This window comes from Chitinivibrionales bacterium, from assembly GCA_014728215.1.
Lineage (GTDB): Bacteria > Fibrobacterota > Chitinivibrionia > Chitinivibrionales > WJKA01 > WJKA01.
Genome location: WJLZ01000050.1, coordinates 1 through 17,857, shown reverse-complemented (window position 1 = coordinate 17,857; position 17,857 = coordinate 1). Strand labels below are relative to the sequence as shown.

Annotated in this window: 14 protein-coding genes; 9 read left to right on the top strand and 5 right to left on the bottom strand. The window is 47.2% G+C overall.

All coding sequences use genetic code 11. The features are described 5' to 3' along the window. Positions 1-31 precede the first annotated feature (31 nt). Positions 32-2,260 carry a hypothetical protein gene (locus GF401_03435; protein MBD3344096.1) on the bottom strand — a complete coding sequence of 743 codons (2,229 nt, stop codon included), beginning with the start codon at positions 2,258-2,260 and terminating at the stop codon, positions 32-34. 339 nt (positions 2,261-2,599) lie between these two features. Here GF401_03435 and GF401_03430 point away from each other — a divergent pair, with 339 nt between their 5' ends. Both GF401_03430 and GF401_03425 read left to right on the top strand, forming a co-directional pair. Continuing rightward, the gene (locus tag GF401_03430) at positions 2,600-3,397 is read left to right on the top strand and encodes a methyltransferase domain-containing protein (protein ID MBD3344095.1); all 798 of its coding nucleotides are present in this window, start codon (positions 2,600-2,602) and stop codon (positions 3,395-3,397) included. Positions 3,398-3,488: 91 nt separating this feature from the next. Next, on the top strand, positions 3,489-4,103 hold the full coding sequence (locus tag GF401_03425) for a hypothetical protein (protein MBD3344094.1): 615 nt from the start codon (positions 3,489-3,491) through the stop codon (positions 4,101-4,103). Between the two features lie 464 nt (positions 4,104-4,567). Here GF401_03425 and GF401_03420 read toward each other — a convergent pair whose 3' ends face one another. From GF401_03420 to GF401_03405, 4 genes are all read right to left on the bottom strand, one after another. Beyond that, positions 4,568-5,485, bottom strand: coding sequence for a hypothetical protein (locus GF401_03420; protein ID MBD3344093.1), 918 nt, complete (start codon positions 5,483-5,485; stop codon positions 4,568-4,570). Between the two features lie 148 nt (positions 5,486-5,633). Then, positions 5,634-6,437, bottom strand: a complete 804-nt coding sequence (locus GF401_03415) for a hypothetical protein (GenBank protein MBD3344092.1) — start codon at positions 6,435-6,437, stop codon at positions 5,634-5,636. A 170-nt stretch (positions 6,438-6,607) separates the two neighbouring features. Next, the gene (locus GF401_03410) at positions 6,608-7,852 is read right to left on the bottom strand and encodes a hypothetical protein (protein ID MBD3344091.1); all 1,245 of its coding nucleotides are present in this window, start codon (positions 7,850-7,852) and stop codon (positions 6,608-6,610) included. Between the two features lie 17 nt (positions 7,853-7,869). Then, positions 7,870-9,870 carry a hypothetical protein gene (locus GF401_03405; protein ID MBD3344090.1) on the bottom strand — a complete coding sequence of 667 codons (2,001 nt, stop codon included), beginning with the start codon at positions 9,868-9,870 and terminating at the stop codon, positions 7,870-7,872. A gap of 232 nt (positions 9,871-10,102) precedes the next feature. On the opposite strand from GF401_03405, the gene GF401_03400 reads away from it, so the two are divergent. From GF401_03400 to gatA, 7 genes are all read left to right on the top strand, one after another. Then, complete coding sequence (locus GF401_03400; GenBank protein ID MBD3344089.1) at positions 10,103-11,647, top strand: diguanylate cyclase; 1,545 nt, start codon at positions 10,103-10,105, stop codon at positions 11,645-11,647. 9 nt (positions 11,648-11,656) lie between these two features. Further along, positions 11,657-12,922 carry a hypothetical protein gene (locus tag GF401_03395; protein ID MBD3344088.1) on the top strand — a complete coding sequence of 422 codons (1,266 nt, stop codon included), beginning with the start codon at positions 11,657-11,659 and terminating at the stop codon, positions 12,920-12,922. Further along, the gene (locus GF401_03390) at positions 12,919-14,052 is read left to right on the top strand and encodes a hypothetical protein (protein ID MBD3344087.1); all 1,134 of its coding nucleotides are present in this window, start codon (positions 12,919-12,921) and stop codon (positions 14,050-14,052) included. The genes GF401_03395 and GF401_03390 overlap by 4 nt, the downstream gene beginning before the upstream one ends. Next, on the top strand, positions 13,979-14,794 hold the full coding sequence (truA, locus tag GF401_03385) for a tRNA pseudouridine(38-40) synthase TruA (GenBank protein MBD3344086.1): 816 nt from the start codon (positions 13,979-13,981) through the stop codon (positions 14,792-14,794). Before GF401_03390 ends, truA begins: the two co-directional genes overlap by 74 nt. Further along, a complete protein-coding gene (locus GF401_03380) occupies positions 14,791-16,029 on the top strand; it encodes a trypsin-like serine protease (protein MBD3344085.1) in 1,239 nt (412 codons plus the stop codon). Before truA ends, GF401_03380 begins: the two co-directional genes overlap by 4 nt. A gap of 122 nt (positions 16,030-16,151) precedes the next feature. Then, positions 16,152-16,508: a DUF4321 domain-containing protein gene (locus GF401_03375; protein MBD3344084.1), complete on the top strand. Its 357-nt coding sequence runs from the start codon at positions 16,152-16,154 to the stop codon at positions 16,506-16,508. 74 nt (positions 16,509-16,582) lie between these two features. Then, on the top strand, positions 16,583-17,857 hold a 1,275-nt coding region (gatA, locus tag GF401_03370), incomplete at its 3' end, for an Asp-tRNA(Asn)/Glu-tRNA(Gln) amidotransferase subunit GatA (GenBank protein ID MBD3344083.1).

Genomic DNA, 17,857 nt, shown 5'->3' with positions numbered 1-17,857 from the left:
TCCCCGGCACTCCACTCCCCGATCTCCTCCCTCACCTGATCACCGAAAGCTCCCGTACCATCCGGTAATCATCGATCGTAAGGTGAACGAGGTAGAGTCCCGATCCGAGGACAGCATCATTCCGGTTCCACATCACCGAATGCCTTCCTGCTTTTCTCATCCCCTTTGCCAGGCAGGCGATCTCTCTTCCCAGCATATCGACAATACTGATCGAAACCCGGCTCTGCCGTGGAGTTTCAAAGGTGATACGGGCGCCTTTTTGTATTGCCACGGTGGTAACGGGGATGCTCTTTTTCGGTAAGCGGACGGATTTTTTCGATGAGGTAACGCTGGTTACCAGTGGAGCATCATGATCGTCAATTTTGCTCATCAAGTCGGCATAGCTGTCCAGAAGGCCTGCGTTGTCGATAATCGCTTGGGCGTCATCAGGCCAGGGCTGCTGCTCAGGAGCGCCTTCGATGAAATAAATGGTATCCACCGTTGTGGAGGGACCGTCAAAACGCTGATAATTGGTTTTGGTTGTATAGGGAGGCTGCTGAGGGTAATTGACCCAGTTTTCTTCAACCCGGATCTCACCGGTATGCCCCCAGTTGTTAAACCATCGGTGGGGAGTGGTGATATCGCCCGCTTCAAACACATTGTTATTCCACTGCTGCCCTCCGGACCCGGCATCGGAAAAGAACCCTTTGGCCAGGAATTCGACTCCCCTGAAATGGACAAAGTTGCTGTCAAAGGTCGAACCGGGCATCTGACCGAGGGAATACATACAGGCCCCGTCTTTACTGGGTGATTTCTGAAGGCCTCCATTGATAATATTGGCATTATACTTGTTGTTTTTGCAGGTGGTTGATTGCAGGGCATAATCCCATCCCCATCCGACATGGACATTGATATAGGGTGAGGGCCCCAGATCGTTATGACTGAATTCCAGTTCATCGGTGAAAAAAGAGACAAAATTGGGAGATCCCTTTATCTCATAACTGCCGTTGCGGATGATATTGTTCATTACTTTCACATTTTTAGGCGCTTCAAGCTCATCCCAGGGGCAGTCCACACACTGTTCATCGAGGAATGCATGACGGGGACTTCCGACTGAAATCGATGTTGAGGCGATGTCATTGAAAATATTGCCCCGTACGCTGCAATTGGTCACGCCGTTGGTCAGATTAATACCGATACCGCCGAGATGACGGAACGCACATCGCTCGAAGACCACATTCTGAGCATGGTCGACGGTCACTGCTCCCTGAAGCCATCCCGTACCACACCAGCCGGTCTCTCCACCACCTCCCTGGATTGTCATGGGTATCAGCTGCATGGTGGTAAAACCATAGGAGTCGCCGGCTTTTTCCAGAAGGTAGCAGTCGTGGCTGAAAGTGATTCCTCGGAAATGGAGATTTGACACTTTGCTTGTCAGCGAACTGCCGGAAATTTGAACAAGTCCTTCAACAACACCAACGGTAACCACAGCATCGGTGAGAGGCGTCTCATCGCTCCTGGGCATGTAGTAGAGGACCTTATCGGTGGTGTTATAGTAAAATTCACCGGGTTCATCGAGCACACAGTAGGCATTCCATACATAGAAAGGATCGCCGTCACCGGGAGCATACTGATTCCAGGGAGGATTGGTTGCAATACTCCACATAGGCTCCTGCATCTGTGTTTCACCGCCGATAAAATCATCGACACACAAATGATGATCATCCCAGCCTTTATACACACTCAATTCAACATCATGGAAATTTGTATTGGTACATCCATCCAGAAAATCCGCGCCAAGGGTACCGGTGTATTTGGTACCACTCCGCGCTTTTTCTGCACGAACACCGTTCACCCACATATGTCTGATTTTTTTATCGATAGCAAGCGATGCTTCCCAGATACCGCCCCCGGCGTCGGTCCATTCGGTAACCCGGACACCACCGCTGATCACCGGAACTTCCCCGGGAAAGGCATGATAAATGACATTATGACCGTTATTACCGCCATCATTCCCATCAAAACCCAGTGTCTCGGTGAGATAATACTGTCCCCCCCGAAGATACACGATTATATCGCCGGTCATGTTCTGATTGGCCGACGCCACCGCGGTTTTCGCCCTGCCGATCGTTTTAAAGGGAGCCCCCTCCGAACCATCATTGGAATCACCTCCGTTCGGTGCAACATAAAACTCAGCCATGGCTGCATTCACTGCAGAATAGTGAAGAAAAAGCACAATCAGAAACCACAGCCCCCTCTTCATTACTGAACCTTGTGACATACCTGTCTCCTCCGAATAAATGGATATACTTCATTTCCTCTTCTTTTAAATATATTGTATAGCAGTCGTAACATCCATATATAGCAATTAAACTCATTAACCTTTTCGTAGAATACTTTTAAACTTGGGTGAATGTATGATTCTGGTAGGGCCTGGGGGTCTATTCCCTCCCCCGGTCGGGACCATGCTAAAACCCAGCTATGAAAATGCTTTTCCTGAAAGCCCAACCCCCCGGGCTCCGCCCGCCCCCCATACTTGGGGGGCACAGGCAAAAACAGAAACAGACATTGTTGCTTTTCTCTCTTTCTTTCCCTGGGTCTTCAACTATTTTACATACCAATGGCTCCGCAGATTCCCGATAAAAAGCGTATTGCGCGGTCCTTTTCGAACAAAGCCGGCACCTATGGTGAATATGCCGCAATTCAGCAAACGGCATTAGAGAAGCTGGCTGGCTATGCCCGCGAACTCCCCGCCGATACCTCTCCCTGGATCGATCTGGGATGCGGGACAGGGTTGTTCGAAACAATTGCCGGCATTCCCCACTCCCGGAACATTTTTTATCTGGACATAGCTCCCCAATGCCTTCAGAAAGCAAGAACCCAAAGGCAACCGCCCGCTCCGGCGATTGTAGCCGACATAGAATCGCTTCCCCTCCATTCGGGGACCTTTGCCGTAGCGGTAATGGCATCGGTTCTCCAGTGGCTTACCGAACCATCCAGAGCGCTGAGAGCAATCAATGCGGTCCTCAATTCCCGGGGGCACCTTCTTTTTGCAGTATTTCTGAACAATTCATTCCACGAACTTCAACAGCTCCAGACAAAATATGGGGTGAAAAACCCGATCAGACTGTTCTCCCTACCCGAGTGTGAAACTCTTTTCAGCCGGTCCGGATTTGATATTCTGAGCCGGGAAGAACTGCGGATAACCTTTCACTACCCTACCCCACTCGCCGCGCTGAAAAGCTTTGTCGGCACCGGAAGTACGGCGCTCCAGGGCAATCGTCTGAATCCAAAAAAGCTTTTTTCTTTTTGTAGAGAATATGATACTCTCCACAGGACACCCCAAGGAATCCCGGTTACCTGTCATATGCTGGTCGGAAAGGCGCGTAAAACCGGATTTTCGGAGAGCACCGGATAAGCCCTGTATCATTTGATATTCCGGATTGGTGATATATATTTATACTGAGGGCATAAAGATAATCGGTAATCATCTCACTAAGGAGGGGCCAATGACACACAGACTTTTACGCGGAGGTGCGTACATATTCCTTTTGACATCACTGCTCTTCGGTCAAAACATCATGGATGAATGTCTTTCCGACAGCACCGTTCTCTTTCAATATGTCCCGGCAATGCTTCCTATCGACACCACAGGAATGGGAATGACACGAACAGTTTCCGGAGAATGTGATTCGGCGGTAGTGACCCTGTCGGGGACGTATCAAACTGTACCGTTTACCATCCCGATTACTTTTGTAAAGCAGCCGCCCTGCACGCTTAAAACGACCTATACGCTGTTTACCGTTACCTACGATACAGTTACCGATGTCTGCACGCCGGTGCGGCGGTCCCTGTATCATACATTATCAGGAACATCCGCTCTCGATGTCGTGACCCGGAATGGAAAGGTGACCTTTTCCTATAACATCGCATCACACCACACCGGTATCGGTCTGGCCGTTTATTCTCCTAATGGTAAACTGATCCATTCATTTGAAAACCTTCCCCGCGAAAATGGGGTTGTCACCTGGAAGCACCGAGCAATCACTCCCGGCACAGGAGCGTATTTCTGTGTCATTACCGCGGGCGGAGAAAAATTAAGAACGGCCAAATTTTATCGGTAGGCCTCACCGGTCGGGTAATATGCTCATAGACAGATACAGTACACTAGTGTCCCGTTCGACAATTGATGAAGGTCTCTCGGTGGCCCTTTTGTCCACCTGCTTCGTTGCTCAATCGTTGAATACGCCCAGTATTCGCCTCTTTCGCGCCTCGCTGATGAACAAAATCATCCACCGATAAATTCTCCTCGATTATCGGACGGTACACTAGTCGAATAGTATAAGAGAATGGTTGATACTGTTTACTTTCTCGATATCCGGATAGAGGTCGCGGAATGATTCGGCGTCAAGGTTGACCGCGTGAATCGTGGATTTCCGCGTGATAACCAGTGAAGAATCGGTAACCGCATCATCTTCCCAGGCCAGCGGAATATCGGGGCTCGGAAGTGGCGATATGGAAAGTGCAGGAAAAAAACACCGTGCAAATATGAGTAAGTGCAGGAGAAATGCGATGGTTTTTTAAGAAATTAAATAAAATCATCCTTGAGCGTCGCCACGATACCGCCACGGCGGAGCATACGACGGTAATCATCTTCGTGCGACTCCAGGATTGTCTTGAGGTAACCGATATTTTTATCGATATATTCCTGATAAAGATTGCGGTCGATCCCGAAGCGCGCTCTGAAATGATCACGGAGAAGGGGAGTAATATTACCCAGATCACGTTTCAGGCGATTTTGCGAAAGATCCTTATAAAAGGCTTCGGTTTTCTTTAAAAGGTCGAGTTCGGAGATAAACCCCCGCACGCCGGCCTCTTCGAATTCGCGGTACAGATAGAGCAGCTTTTCGAGATACAACCGGTCGGCCATCTGGGCAATAAGATCTGCGGTCCCCATACACTTGCACAGCAACTCGACATCGGCGGGAAGATCCGGAATTTGATCCGGAGAGAGAGTCAGATTTGTTCTTGTGATTATATGGCTGATATTTTCTATCCCCCGGGGGGAATAATTTTTTGCACCGAGATAGGACCGCATAAATTCGATACCCCGCCGTTCATGGTCCGATGAATGGGACGCCCCGGTCCCCTCGCGCTCACCCTGCTCTTGAATAAGACCAGCATCATGGAAAAGTGAGGCTATCAATCCGTTGATAATACTGGATTTTTCTTTCAGCTCGCCGGTCACCACTGCTCCGTGAATCAGACGGGCCATGGCCAGAAAAACGCCAAGCGTATGCGACAGATCATGATACCGCGTAGTGCACTCCCGATACCCTTCATACTCACCCCTGAAAAGGGCGACGATATCATTATATACTTCTTTCAGAAAAGGCGTGTTCAGTGAAGGGTCAATCAATGAACAGATATGAGCAACTTCATTAAAAAGCTCCTGAGGCGATTTATTACTAACAAAAATATGCTCATATACATTGGGACCATTCATAGAGTTCTCCTTCAAACGCCTTACGTATTCCCGCAGAACAGGCTACTACTACAATAGTACATTTTTCGGAAGATTTGGACAAGGAACTTTTTCCCAACAAGCCCTTAATCCATGCCATAATAAAAGGGGGAACTGTTCGGACATCTGTTTATAGAACAAAAAATCTGATTCCCGCTTTGATTGCGAAATTGGAGGCCGGCGTTTTTACCGGAGCGAAACGGTCATGGGCACCTTTCTCGTAAATATCAACCGTACCGCTGGTCAACCGCATATCCTCATTGACATTTGAAGGGAAATCGGAGCTTTCGACTTCTCGCTCCTTTGCGGTCACATTCATGGCGGCAAAATTGATTTCAGTAAAGAGCCATGCAAAATCATTGAGGGGATAATTTGCGCCAATCAATCCGAGAAAGGCAAAGGATGGTTTATTTTTAAAATCTACTTTTGCTTCGTATTTATCGGGTCCGTCGGTGGTACGAACGATTTCCATGGAAGTAAAATTGAAAAACACTCCGGCGCCTACGCCCAGATACATATCAAGAAGTTCAACGATTCTGAAATTCGGTACCGCATACAGTTTTATGCCGAATTGTGAATATTTATATTTGGAGGTCGTTGTCCCCCCTACCCCGTCTATACTCTCGACTTCCTTTGTAATTGACGGCACTCCGCCGGAGTATTCCAGCCCAAGCCGCGCATCGATATTTTCCATAACCCGATATGCCGCACCGATATCCAGCTTAATCCCCCGGCCGATATTCAAGTAATGATCGTCCATTTCATCAGTCAGAGGGTTGTTGCCGCTGTCATATTTGTAGGTCGAATCAACATACCGCCCTCCAATAGGAAAGCCATACCCAACCGATGCATACAGATTCAACAATTCATCCTGGGCATGCACCCCCGACACAACAGCAAAAATCAAAAAAAGAGATACTGCAAGTTTTTTCATACAACCCCTCTTTTAAAAAGGTCCCGGATATCTTTGACGCCTTATTTTAATATACATTTGATGTGGTGAAAAAGAGGAAATTTTATGGAAAAGGGGGGGCTATCCAGCGATTGCCGGTGAATTCATGTCATGGCATGTAGGCCATGCCACATAGCTATGTTTCAACGCTTTTAGTAATTCCCTCTCGAAGATTTCGCCCATTTTCTTCCGCCGTTGATTCCTATCGAAATACCGAAAAGCTCTTCGTAATAATCCTCATACCGGTCATCGGTTCGTCGGCCGTATTCAAGAATTATATCGATCATGCCGTTTGCTTTGAGCGGAAGACCGGATCCCAGGCTGAAAGTGTACTGACGGCTGTCTTTTGCAGGAAGCTGTGTGTAATTGAATCCACCTCTCCACTGTATCGTTTCCCAGTATTTTGGCGCCAGGAGTTCGGGAGCGGGAATGAACTGAGCGCCTGCGGAAAAGCCTGTCGCGTACTCAACATCCGGTTTTTCGATCAGACCGCCCGAATGGAAATAATCCCAGAATGTCGTAGAAACATCACCGGCAACAATCCACTGGGGGGTAATATTCCATGAAGCGCCTCCGGTGATTGTGGGAGGAAGCTGAAAATCATGTTCCAGCTTGGCGGTATTGATTGTATAATTACCCGAATAGAGTACCAGCTTTTTACTGGCCTTGCTTTCAAAGTAATACTCTCCAGCGACACCGACAGTTACTCCTTTGACAACACGACTTGTCACCCCGAGGCGAACCCCATTGCCGCCCCAGAGAAATCGAACACTGTCCCGGGCGTCTTCCTCATAGGATATACCGCTTTGGGCCCCGAAGCTTTCTCCGTAAACAGTACTTAATTTGGAATTATCGATAGAAAGATAGACGCGATCGTAGCGTAATCCGGCACTGACCCATTTCCCAAATGAGATTCCGTACCCTATACCGTAACTCGTGAGTCCACCGTTTTGTGACAGGGATCTTTCGAGCCTCGATACCGTGGCCGGATTTTGCACCAGACTGTCAATCTGATATTTTGTCTCGGCATTACTCCGTCGTTCCATTGAGAAACCGATTCCGCCAAACTTCTCCATCGATACGCCAAAGGATATCTGCTTTGGTAAAAGCGTCAAATGATTCGTCGATCCATCTTCACTCTTGAGATTCAGAAAATCGAATGACACGAGTGAAGAAAACACGGTCCTGTTAATGGAGCCGAGATTGGCAGGGTTTGACAAAAGCACATGCTGATCGTCGGGGACCGCTACCGACGCCCCTCCCATGGCGAGGGCCATTCCTGATTGACTCCTGAGGGGTACACCAAAGGGATATTTCAGACCGAGAAGCGACTGCCCGAAACATAAAGTACCGGATAACAGAATACCGACTGCGACTGATACAATTTTAGTTTTCATAGAATACATTACTTAACTTATTTGGGATTTTCGAATAACACCGCTTCCAACCGGATATCCGTATCTTTCCAGATAACCTGAGCCCAGTATTCATCCATGCCCAGAAGCGCAAGGTGTAAATAGCCGGTTGGCGTTCTATTGTTTTGGTACATAGTCATAAGAGAGTCTTCGATGGGTATTTCATAGACAGCAGATTTCGATTGAATAACATTACCGCGGAAATACTCCTTTAATGAATCCTGCTGTGAATAGGTTCCGGAGAAATAGAAGGCAAAGCTCGGTTTTTTCTCATTACTCAAAAACAGTGTATCCTCTATTGAGAGCCGCAAATGTGCCTTCAGGACCAGATCGGAATCCACAGAATCCATCCATTGCCACAACCGGGAGAAATCTATTGCAAAATGAGCTTTTCTACTTGATGCCCATGATGCAACCGGGCGTGCATTGAGACCGGCAGTGTCGGTTTCGACAACCGAGTAGTCGGCATATCCGCACCGGACCGTTGCGGTGCCTTTATTGCCCGGTGCATAGCTGTACACGATCTTGAAATAAGGAGCAAAAGTGCTCGAAGTACCCAGATAACTTGCCAACCGGTGTTCGTCATGCAATACAAATCCCATTTTCTGAATTTTCATTTCGACTTTGATCTGCAGCGAATCTCTTGTATGTTGCCATACTTCTATCGAATCTTCGAGAGCGGCAATTGAGTCCTGCGAACGCGTTCTCTCATTCTGGAGGGAATCTACATTGTATACGGAAGAACTGTTACCGGCGTTGACATCAACATAATATTCCAGGAGAGTACTCTCTTCCGCTTCAATTCTATTCTGAAGGTAATTGACAAGCGAATCGTACGGATCGACTTCCATGCGGATATGAATCATCAAGTCGCCGTACTCGACATACTCCAGAGCAAGTGTCCGAACGGTATCGGATACAGCCACGCCATTTACAATGGTCTTGATGGTGGTATACACCGAATCGATATCATTTTCCAGCGTATCGAGGATGAGCGTATCTGCAGAACTCAACCCCTTGTTCCGAATGGTATCGATTACGGCCTTTATACTGTCGCCGTCGCCGGTCAAACCGGTAAGCGTGTCGGACGGGACAACTTTTTGCCGAAGCTCAGAAGAGGTTAAGGCTTGTTTGCGGGAATAATAGTCGTAGAGAGAGTCGAGTGAATCGATCTCGCTCTTATGTAAGGATTGAGTATCCTGAAGCGCATTCTCCAGACTGTCAACAAGACTTTTTTGACTATTGATAGCCGTTTCCAGGGAATCGAAGGCTGCCATACGAAGAAGACTGTCGACATTTTCCTTTTTTGCTTCAAAGGTCGAAAGCGAGTTATTCAGGGTATTGAGCCGTTTTACGGCATTTATTTTGGCCTGTTCAATTTTGGTTTCATTGATCAGGTAATCTCTCAACTCTGCAAGTGAATCGCTAAAATGGCTTGTAAAACGATTGCTTAAAACAAAGGTTACCGTCGAATCGGTATCAGAAGCACTCACCGCTGCAACACCGGTCGGTACGGTGTCCAGGGAACTCAAAAAGGCATCATGATTTTTGAGTTGAAAGGTTTGAGAAAACCGGGGCGGGTTTGATGAAAAATCCGTAAAGGCTACCTCATTGAAATCGGTATCGAGTTTCAGGACAAGGTATACCGAATCGACTTTCTGAAAATTGACCAGTTGCGCACTGTCAAAGGGGCTTTGGGTGAAAGCGAACTCCAGGTAGGCTGAGGCTTTCTCGCCGGTGGAAGCCCATTCGCCGCTTGTTATGCGGTTTGTTCCGCCGTGCAGACCGAACAGATTTGAGTTTTTTGTGTGAAAACTCGACGCTTCAGTCGGCATGGGATCGATAACAACATCGAAACCGCCTTCAAAATCGGTAATGGAGTTATCAACATCATCGACAATCTCTTTACCAAGATCGGTAGAAGCATCAAAGGGAGACTCAGTACAAAAACAGAGGGCAAGGAGCAAGCAGCCGGCAATTCGTTTTAAAATCTTGATCATTTTGAAATAATTTCCTCATTAGCCATATACGTTAACTCATAAGGGGGAGAGAAAATATAGCTTAAAAAAGATCTGATGTCAATTCAAAGACTTATATACATTCAAAAAGTACATCACCATCCCTGTCACTTCCGGCACGGAAATCCGCAAAACAGCAATTCCGTAAGCCGGTTTTGGTTTAATTCAGGAATTCGTATTGGTATTAATTTTTATTACTTTCATGTAAGAAATTATGTTGTCCGCACCTATTAGTAGGAAAGAGCAGGGGCACACAAACTATTTTCATTGTTGCTTTATCTCTTTAACTCCAAAGATTCTACGAGTCGACATGAACGCCATTCAAGCCGTAAAAAAAACATCCGAGTACGAAGTTCTCATTGTTGACGATGAAAAAACATTATGCGAGTTTCTCGAAGAGGCCTTTTCGGATACCTATCGTATTACGACATGCTGCACCGGTCATGAAGCGCTGAAGCGGATCGAAGAAAAGGATTACGACATCTGCATATTCGATCTGAAGCTCCCGGATATCAGCGGTATCGAGCTTCTGAAGTTTGCCAAGGAGAAGGATGAACACACCGAAGTAATTGTTATTACCGGATACGCATCGCTGGATTCCGCCACCATGGCCACCAATCTCGGCGCCTCATCCTATCTTATGAAGCCGCTTTCACTTGATGATTTGACCCGCCAGGTGGAGCGTTCGGTCGCCAACCGCGCTTTTCATCTCAAAAGCATGATGCTTATGGAACAGTCGGCGGCTATGTCACCCGATGTTCAAGGGCATATCCAGAATATTACCTCACTCTTCCAGTTTTCCCGGAAACTGCTGTTATCACTCGAACTTCCCGACCTCATGGAAATAATCCTTCAGGATATTCACCATCGCATGAATACCGATTTTTGTGTTATCGGGGTGGATTTTCTGAATTTTTCCGAAATTTATGCCATGCCCCGCACCGCACCCCTCGATAAATCCGAAGCCGAAAAACTGATTTTATCACGGTGGAACGATGCCTTCAGCATGATCGATAAATCCAAATTTGAGAAGAGTGAAATCAACTTTACACTTTTTAATGCTAAAGACGAGAAGAGTGATACCCGGATCGGCAATAAATGGACTTCCGTATCGATGGGAGTGAAAGGCAAGACGATCGGTTCTCTTCTTTTGATGGGCAAAGAGATCAAGCAAAACACCGAAGATTATCAGTTTCTGTATGTATATACCTCTTTGATCGCATCCATTGTGGAGCATGCATACATGGACATGCATGCCCAGCTACAGGCAAAAACAGACAGTCTTACCGGTATTGCCAATTACCGTCTGTTCCATGAGAGCCTGATTCGTGAAATTGCCCGGGCCGACAGGCGATCAACCAGTTTCAGCCTTCTTTTTATCGATATCGATAATTTCAAAATGGTAAACGACACCTTTGGGCATCTTGAAGGCAATGAGGTGCTTAAAGACCTGACCCGCCGGATTACATCGGTGATCCGTTGCGGCGATCTTTTTGCCCGGTATGGCGGAGAGGAATTTGCGATAATTCTTCCGGACACCGATCTTGAAGGAGCGGAGACATTTGCCGAGCGAATACGGACAAAAATCGCCTCTGCACCCTGCAAGGCAAGACAGAACTCGATATCCTATACAATAAGTATCGGTATATCCGTGTATGACGGCAGTCATCCCCGGGGCAAGGATCTTCTCATTGCCGACGCCGACCGGGCATTGTACAAATCAAAGAAAAAAGGCAAAAACCGCGTGTCAACCAATTAGAATGTAATTATGATAAATTGCAGCCTTGTTGCAACAGTCCTTATCTATAATCTGATCATTCAAACAGGCCGGATTATTATCATCCCTTTTCTCAGCCTTCTGGGCCTTACCGGATCCTGGGATCTCGAAAATCGTTTCCGGGCGCCATCACCTGAGACGCCGGTGGGGGATAAACATGTTGTCTGGCTCCACGCAGCATCTCTGGGAGAAACAAAACTCCTGGTGGCTTTTATCGATATCCTGTCCGAAAAGCATCCCGACATGCACTTTTTCTGCACCGCCACGACCCGTACCGGCGTGGAACGTCTCAGGATGAAACATCACGAACGTATACTTGAAATCGGGTTCCTGCCGGTCGACACCCTGAAACTCATGAAAAAGACAGTGGAAAATTTCAACATTTCCCGGGTGTGGCTTATGGAGCTTGAATTGTGGCCTTCAATGATGCTCACCTGCATGAGAGAAGGAATCCCCGTAGGCATTGTTAATGGCCGGGTCGAATCCGGATCCTTTGCCTGGTATACAAGGTTCGGTTTTATTTTCGGCCCCCTCTTTTCATATCTTCGTCCTGTCTTTGCCCAGGCTGAGCATTATGCCGCGCGATTCAGAAAACTCGGCACCTCCCCGGATGCGCTGTCGGTTGTGGGAAATCTGAAATCACGCATTACTATCGCCCCAACCACCGCTGCCCAACGGACTGCACTGCGAAAACAGATGCACTGCGATAACGGAATGACTATCATGACCGCCGGTTGCGTTCACCCGCGAGAAGCCACTCTTATTCGAACAACCCTCGAGATATTATCCGAGAGAGGTTTCCCCCTGCGATGTATCATTGTTCCCCGCCATCTTACCGCAGTTCCGGCTATTCTGGAAGAGCTTTCAGATGAAACGCTTCATCTGAAAGACATCCACACAACCAGAAACTGGAATGTCTGCCTGATTGAAAAATTCGGAATTCTCGAAGATATGTACAGTATCGGCGATCTGGCCTTTGTGGGCGGAACATTTGTCGAGGTGGGAGGACATAATGTCTGGGAAGCGGCCCGGTTCGGCATACCCGTCTTTTTTGGCCCGGATTATCATACGCAGAAAACCAGTTGCACCCAGCTTCTTGAAGCCGGGGTAGGATTTTCCGCCACAGATCCCGAAAGCCTTGCCCAAAGTATTATCGCCGTATGTAAAAATGATACCGGTTTGTACAAAGAAAATCAAAAAACGTTCAGCCGGATAATTAACGATTCACATATATCACTTGCTCCATTGATACCATGAAAGAAAAAAAAGAGCTTGCAGCAACCCCCTTTGTTCTGTTTTGCGGGGATGATACCATTTCCAAGGAACAGATACGGTCGGCGCTTATCGAAAAAGTAACGACTCTTCATGGTTCGTGCACAAAAGAACTTTTCGATCCGACGTCCGAAACAGTACTCAATTTTATCGAAAAGATAATGACGCCCTCGCTTTTCAACGACATTCGGATATTCCAGATCAATCATCTTGAGCGGTTATCCTCTGATGATTTACAGCAGATATCCCGCCTTCTGGACTATCCGATCGATAATGTGTATCTATTCATGGATGCCGGAACATTTTCGGACAACAGAACATCTCAGGCAAAAAAGTGGAAAAACTGGGTAAAAGCCTATAAAGATAAGGTATCATCAAACAGTGCTGTTTATTCCTGTTTTGAATTCATGAAACCCCCGGATTACAAAATCTCCGAATGGCTTACCACCAATGTACCGTTTTTTTTCGGCAGGACAATAGCAAAGGATTGTGCGGAACACCTCATTGATCTGACCGGGACCGATCTTGGCGCCCTCTATTCGGAACTTCAGAAAATAGACCTTAATATAGCACCTAAAAAAGCGATCGACCGGGACTCAATCGACCAAATAGTTGGCGTTTCCCGGACAACTCAGCCCTATGAGCTTGCGAATGCCCTTGGAACAAAGGATATGAAAAGGACCATGGAAATCATTGACGGGCTTTTTGCATCAGCCTTCTATGCTCCGGTCTGTATAAGCGCCATTTTCAAGCATTTCTGGGCTCTTTACCGAATAAGGAAATATGCCGAACAGAATCCGGACCAGGCGCGGATGCTTCTCAATCCCGGTCGTAATTTCAATATGAAAAAACAGAATGAACTCGCTCTCAGGTTCGGGGTAGCCGCAGGATTGCTTGGCGAAAATCAGCTGAATAAAGTTTATCCGGTTATTATAAAGCCGCGACTGGTACATCAGGCCCGGGCATTCAAAGAAAATCACCATAAGAAAATATTCGGCTGGCTCCAGGAATTTGATATCGGAAGTAAAACCGGCAAAATAGATCCCAATAAAAAAGCATTTGAACTCCTGTGTTATAAAATCATCCGGGTTGAAGAACTTGAAAAAGCGGCATGAGACCACACAACGATATTTATTCAGGATAGAGTATGACGGCGCCTCTTATGGTGGGTGGCAGAAGCAGCTCAATGCTCCGAGCATACAGGAGAAAATCGAGCACGCATTCAGTACCGCAACCCGCATTCCCTGTTCGATTGTTGGCGCCGGGAGAACCGATGCTGGTGTCCATGCGCGAAGACAGGCGGCCCATATCGATATACCCCCTGTCCGGGATATCGAAAGACTCCGGTTTTCGATCAATTCAATACTCCCCGGAGACATTCAGATATTTGAGATGAAACCGGTCTCATCGGATATCCATGCCCGTTTTTCGGCGGTTAAACGACGGTACTGCTATTATATGAATTGCGAAAATCACCCACTGGTACGCCACAGGGCATGGACAATTATGTATGCGGTCAATTGGAACCGGGTACGCAAGCATGTCTCTTCCCTGCTCGGTACCCATGATTTTTCAACATTCTGTTCATCGGGCAGCGGCACCGAAAATATGACCTGTAAGGTAACCGAAGCTGCATTGACATGTAATAACGATATGTTTATTTTTTCTATAACCGCCGATCGCTTTATTTATAAAATGGTACGATCGATTGTCGGAACGCTTATCGATATCGGCCGGGGAAGGCTTATGTCGTCGATGGCTGCAATTATCAAATCACACGACCGGACCCAAGCCGGTAATACCGCTCCATCAAAGGGGCTCATCCTCGAAAACATAGAATATCCGGAGGATTTATGATTTTCTCAAAGTCGGGAAAGATCTATTTGTATATTATTTTTCTTCTTTCAGGCATGCTTCTGGGTTCTCTTATTGGTCCCATGGTAATCCGCCGTTTCTACCCGGTCCTTTTCCCGAAGTCCGAACGAAACGGTCCATCAAGCGAAAAGGCGCCGAAAACCACCTGGCCCCTTGTCAAACAGCGGCCCCGCCATGAAGTCATCGAACGGGTAGACAACTCCCGGACCAATGCCATTATTAAAGCTACCAGAGATGTTTCTCGATGCGTGGTGGGCATAGTCGTCACCGAACTCCATGTTGTCAGCCAGACCTATCAGATTTATGATTTCTTCGATCTCTTTTTCGCTCCCGAGCTGATGCCCCGGTATAAGGAAGTCGAAAATATGGGAAGCGGGTTTATTATCGACAAAAGCGGCCTCGTTCTTACAAACTACCATGTTGTACAATATGCCCGAAAACTCTATGTTAATTTTCAGGATGGACATGAGGCTGAAGGCGAAGTTATTGGAGTGGATCCTACAACCGACCTTGCCCTGATTCAAATTGAAGAAGGCGATTATCCCGCTGCAACGCTGGGGAATTCAAATGACATTATTATCGGCGAATGGGCCATTGCAATCGGTAACCCTTTCGGCTTTTTTATGAACGATTCACGTCCATCGGTGACTGTCGGGGTTATCAGTGCAACAAACAGAAATTTCGCCAAAAGCGAGCTTGCCTATTATCAGAGCATGATCCAGACCGATGCTGCGATCAATCCCGGTAATTCGGGAGGTCCACTTGTGAATGCACTGGGTGAAGTTGTCGGGATTAATACATTTATATATACGGGAAGTAAAAGTCAGCGTGGCTCGGTGGGAATCGGCTTTGCAATCCCGGTCAACCGGGCGAAACGGGTGGCGGAAGAACTCAAAAAATACGGTAAACGCCGCCGTCTCTACACCGGTATTTCGGTACAGAATGTCAACAGAACCATCGCCCTCTCCCTCGGACTCAATCGTACCGATGGCGTTGTGATTACATCGGTGCAGAAAAACAGCCCCGGTGATGCTGCAGGTCTGAAAGGGGAAGATGTTATTGTGAAAATGGGCGACCGCTCTATCCATTCAACGGCAGATATCGAAGGTTTTTTCCTCGATTATTTTGTTGGTGATAAAGTAAATATTACCGTCATCAGGAATGGAAAAAAGGTCACCAGAGAGCTGGTTTTAAAAGAAATTCCCTCCAGGCGGTGATTTGCAACAGGTATATATTGTATTTTGAAAGACAATGCTGCATTATACCCGGCCCATAATCCGCCGGATAATGTCGAAAACATCTGTATTCTGACCTGAAATTTCCGGGAAAGGAATTATTTATGGCAATTGGTTTAAAAGAAAAACGACTCGGAACCATTGTGCTTATTGTTGTTATCGGTATTCTTATCGGCTCTTACCTGAATTCACTTATGCGTGTTGTTATTCCCGGAGAGAATAATGTTGTTAAGAATTTTTTCACTACCAATGTTTATTTCGGCATCGGCGATTTCGGCATCAAAAATGCCATGGTTTTGGGAGTTGAAGGTCTCGGCAAAAACAACACCCAGCCCGACCTCAGGCCACTGGTTATTGATTTGAATGCCATAAAATTTCAGCTCGGATTTCAGATGAAATTCAGTTTACTTTCGATTCTGGGTATCTTTATCAGTCTCTATTTTTTCCGATGGTACAAATAGCTGATGGGGTTCCGTCTGCGGCATTCCGGATCATGATACTGCCGGAAAGATAATTCATAGAACAGGTATTTTATATGCGTTTTCACAAGGATTCCATTGAAACCCTTGCACAAAAGATTTATTCGGGAGAGCTTCGAAGCACCGATCTGGTGTCTACCTCTCTTGATACGATAAAGCAGACATCGAAAACCAATGCCTTTACTTCTGTTCTGGAAGAGCGTTCGCTCGAGCGCGCTGCACAGATCGACCATCTGACCATGAAAGAAAAAGGCACTCTTCCACTCTGCGGTATCCCTGTTGCGGTCAAGGATAATATTTGCACCTCGGGAATTCCCACCACCTGTGCATCGAAAATGCTTGAGAATTTTGTACCTCCCTACAATGCCACGGTTGTCGATGCGCTGGAAAAGGCGGGCGCAGTTATTATCGGTAAAACAAATTTAGATGAGTTTGCCATGGGATCGAGCACCGAAATCAGTCATTTCGGCCCGGCCCGTAACCCCCATAATCCCAATTATATCACCGGCGGTTCGAGTGGTGGTAGTGCTGCTGCGGTCGCCGATGGAGCGGTTCCCGCCGCGCTCGGTTCCGATACCGGCGGCTCGATCCGTCAGCCCTGCAGCCATTGCGGTGTAATGGGGCTTAAACCTACCTACGGACGGGTTTCCCGCTACGGTCTGGTCGCCTTTGCATCATCCCTCGATCAAATCGGCCCTATCGCCACCAATGTTCGGGATATCGGGCTTGTGCTGTCAATCATTTCCTGCCCCGAACCAAGAGACTCCACCTGCTCGGGCAATCAGTTTGTTTATGATAAATCGCTCTTCGAAGAAAAACCACAGACCCTTCGTGTCGGAATCCCCCGAGAATATTTCGGCGAAGGTCTTTCGGATGAAGTCCGGAATGCTTGTACCGAATTAATCGACAAACTGAAGGATAAAGGGATACAATTTACTGAAGTCTCTTTGCCTAATCTCCATTATGCGATATCGACATACTATGTTATCTGCACCGCTGAAGCATCATCGAATCTCGCCCGGTATGACGGGGTTAAATACGGATTTCGGGCGGAGAATGCAGGGTCGCTCTACGATATGTACGCTGAGACACGGAGACAGGGGTTCGGTCCGGAGGTAAAACGGAGGATTATGCTGGGAACCTATGTACTCAGCTCCGGCTATTATGACGCTTACTATCTGAAAGCTGCCAAAGTCAGGACCCTGGTGAGTCGGGATTTTGATAATGCTTTCTCTTCCTGTGATGCAGTCATATCGCCGGTTGCCCCTACTCCGGCATTCAAAATCGGTGAAAAATGTAACGATCCGCTTCAGATGTACTTAACCGATATC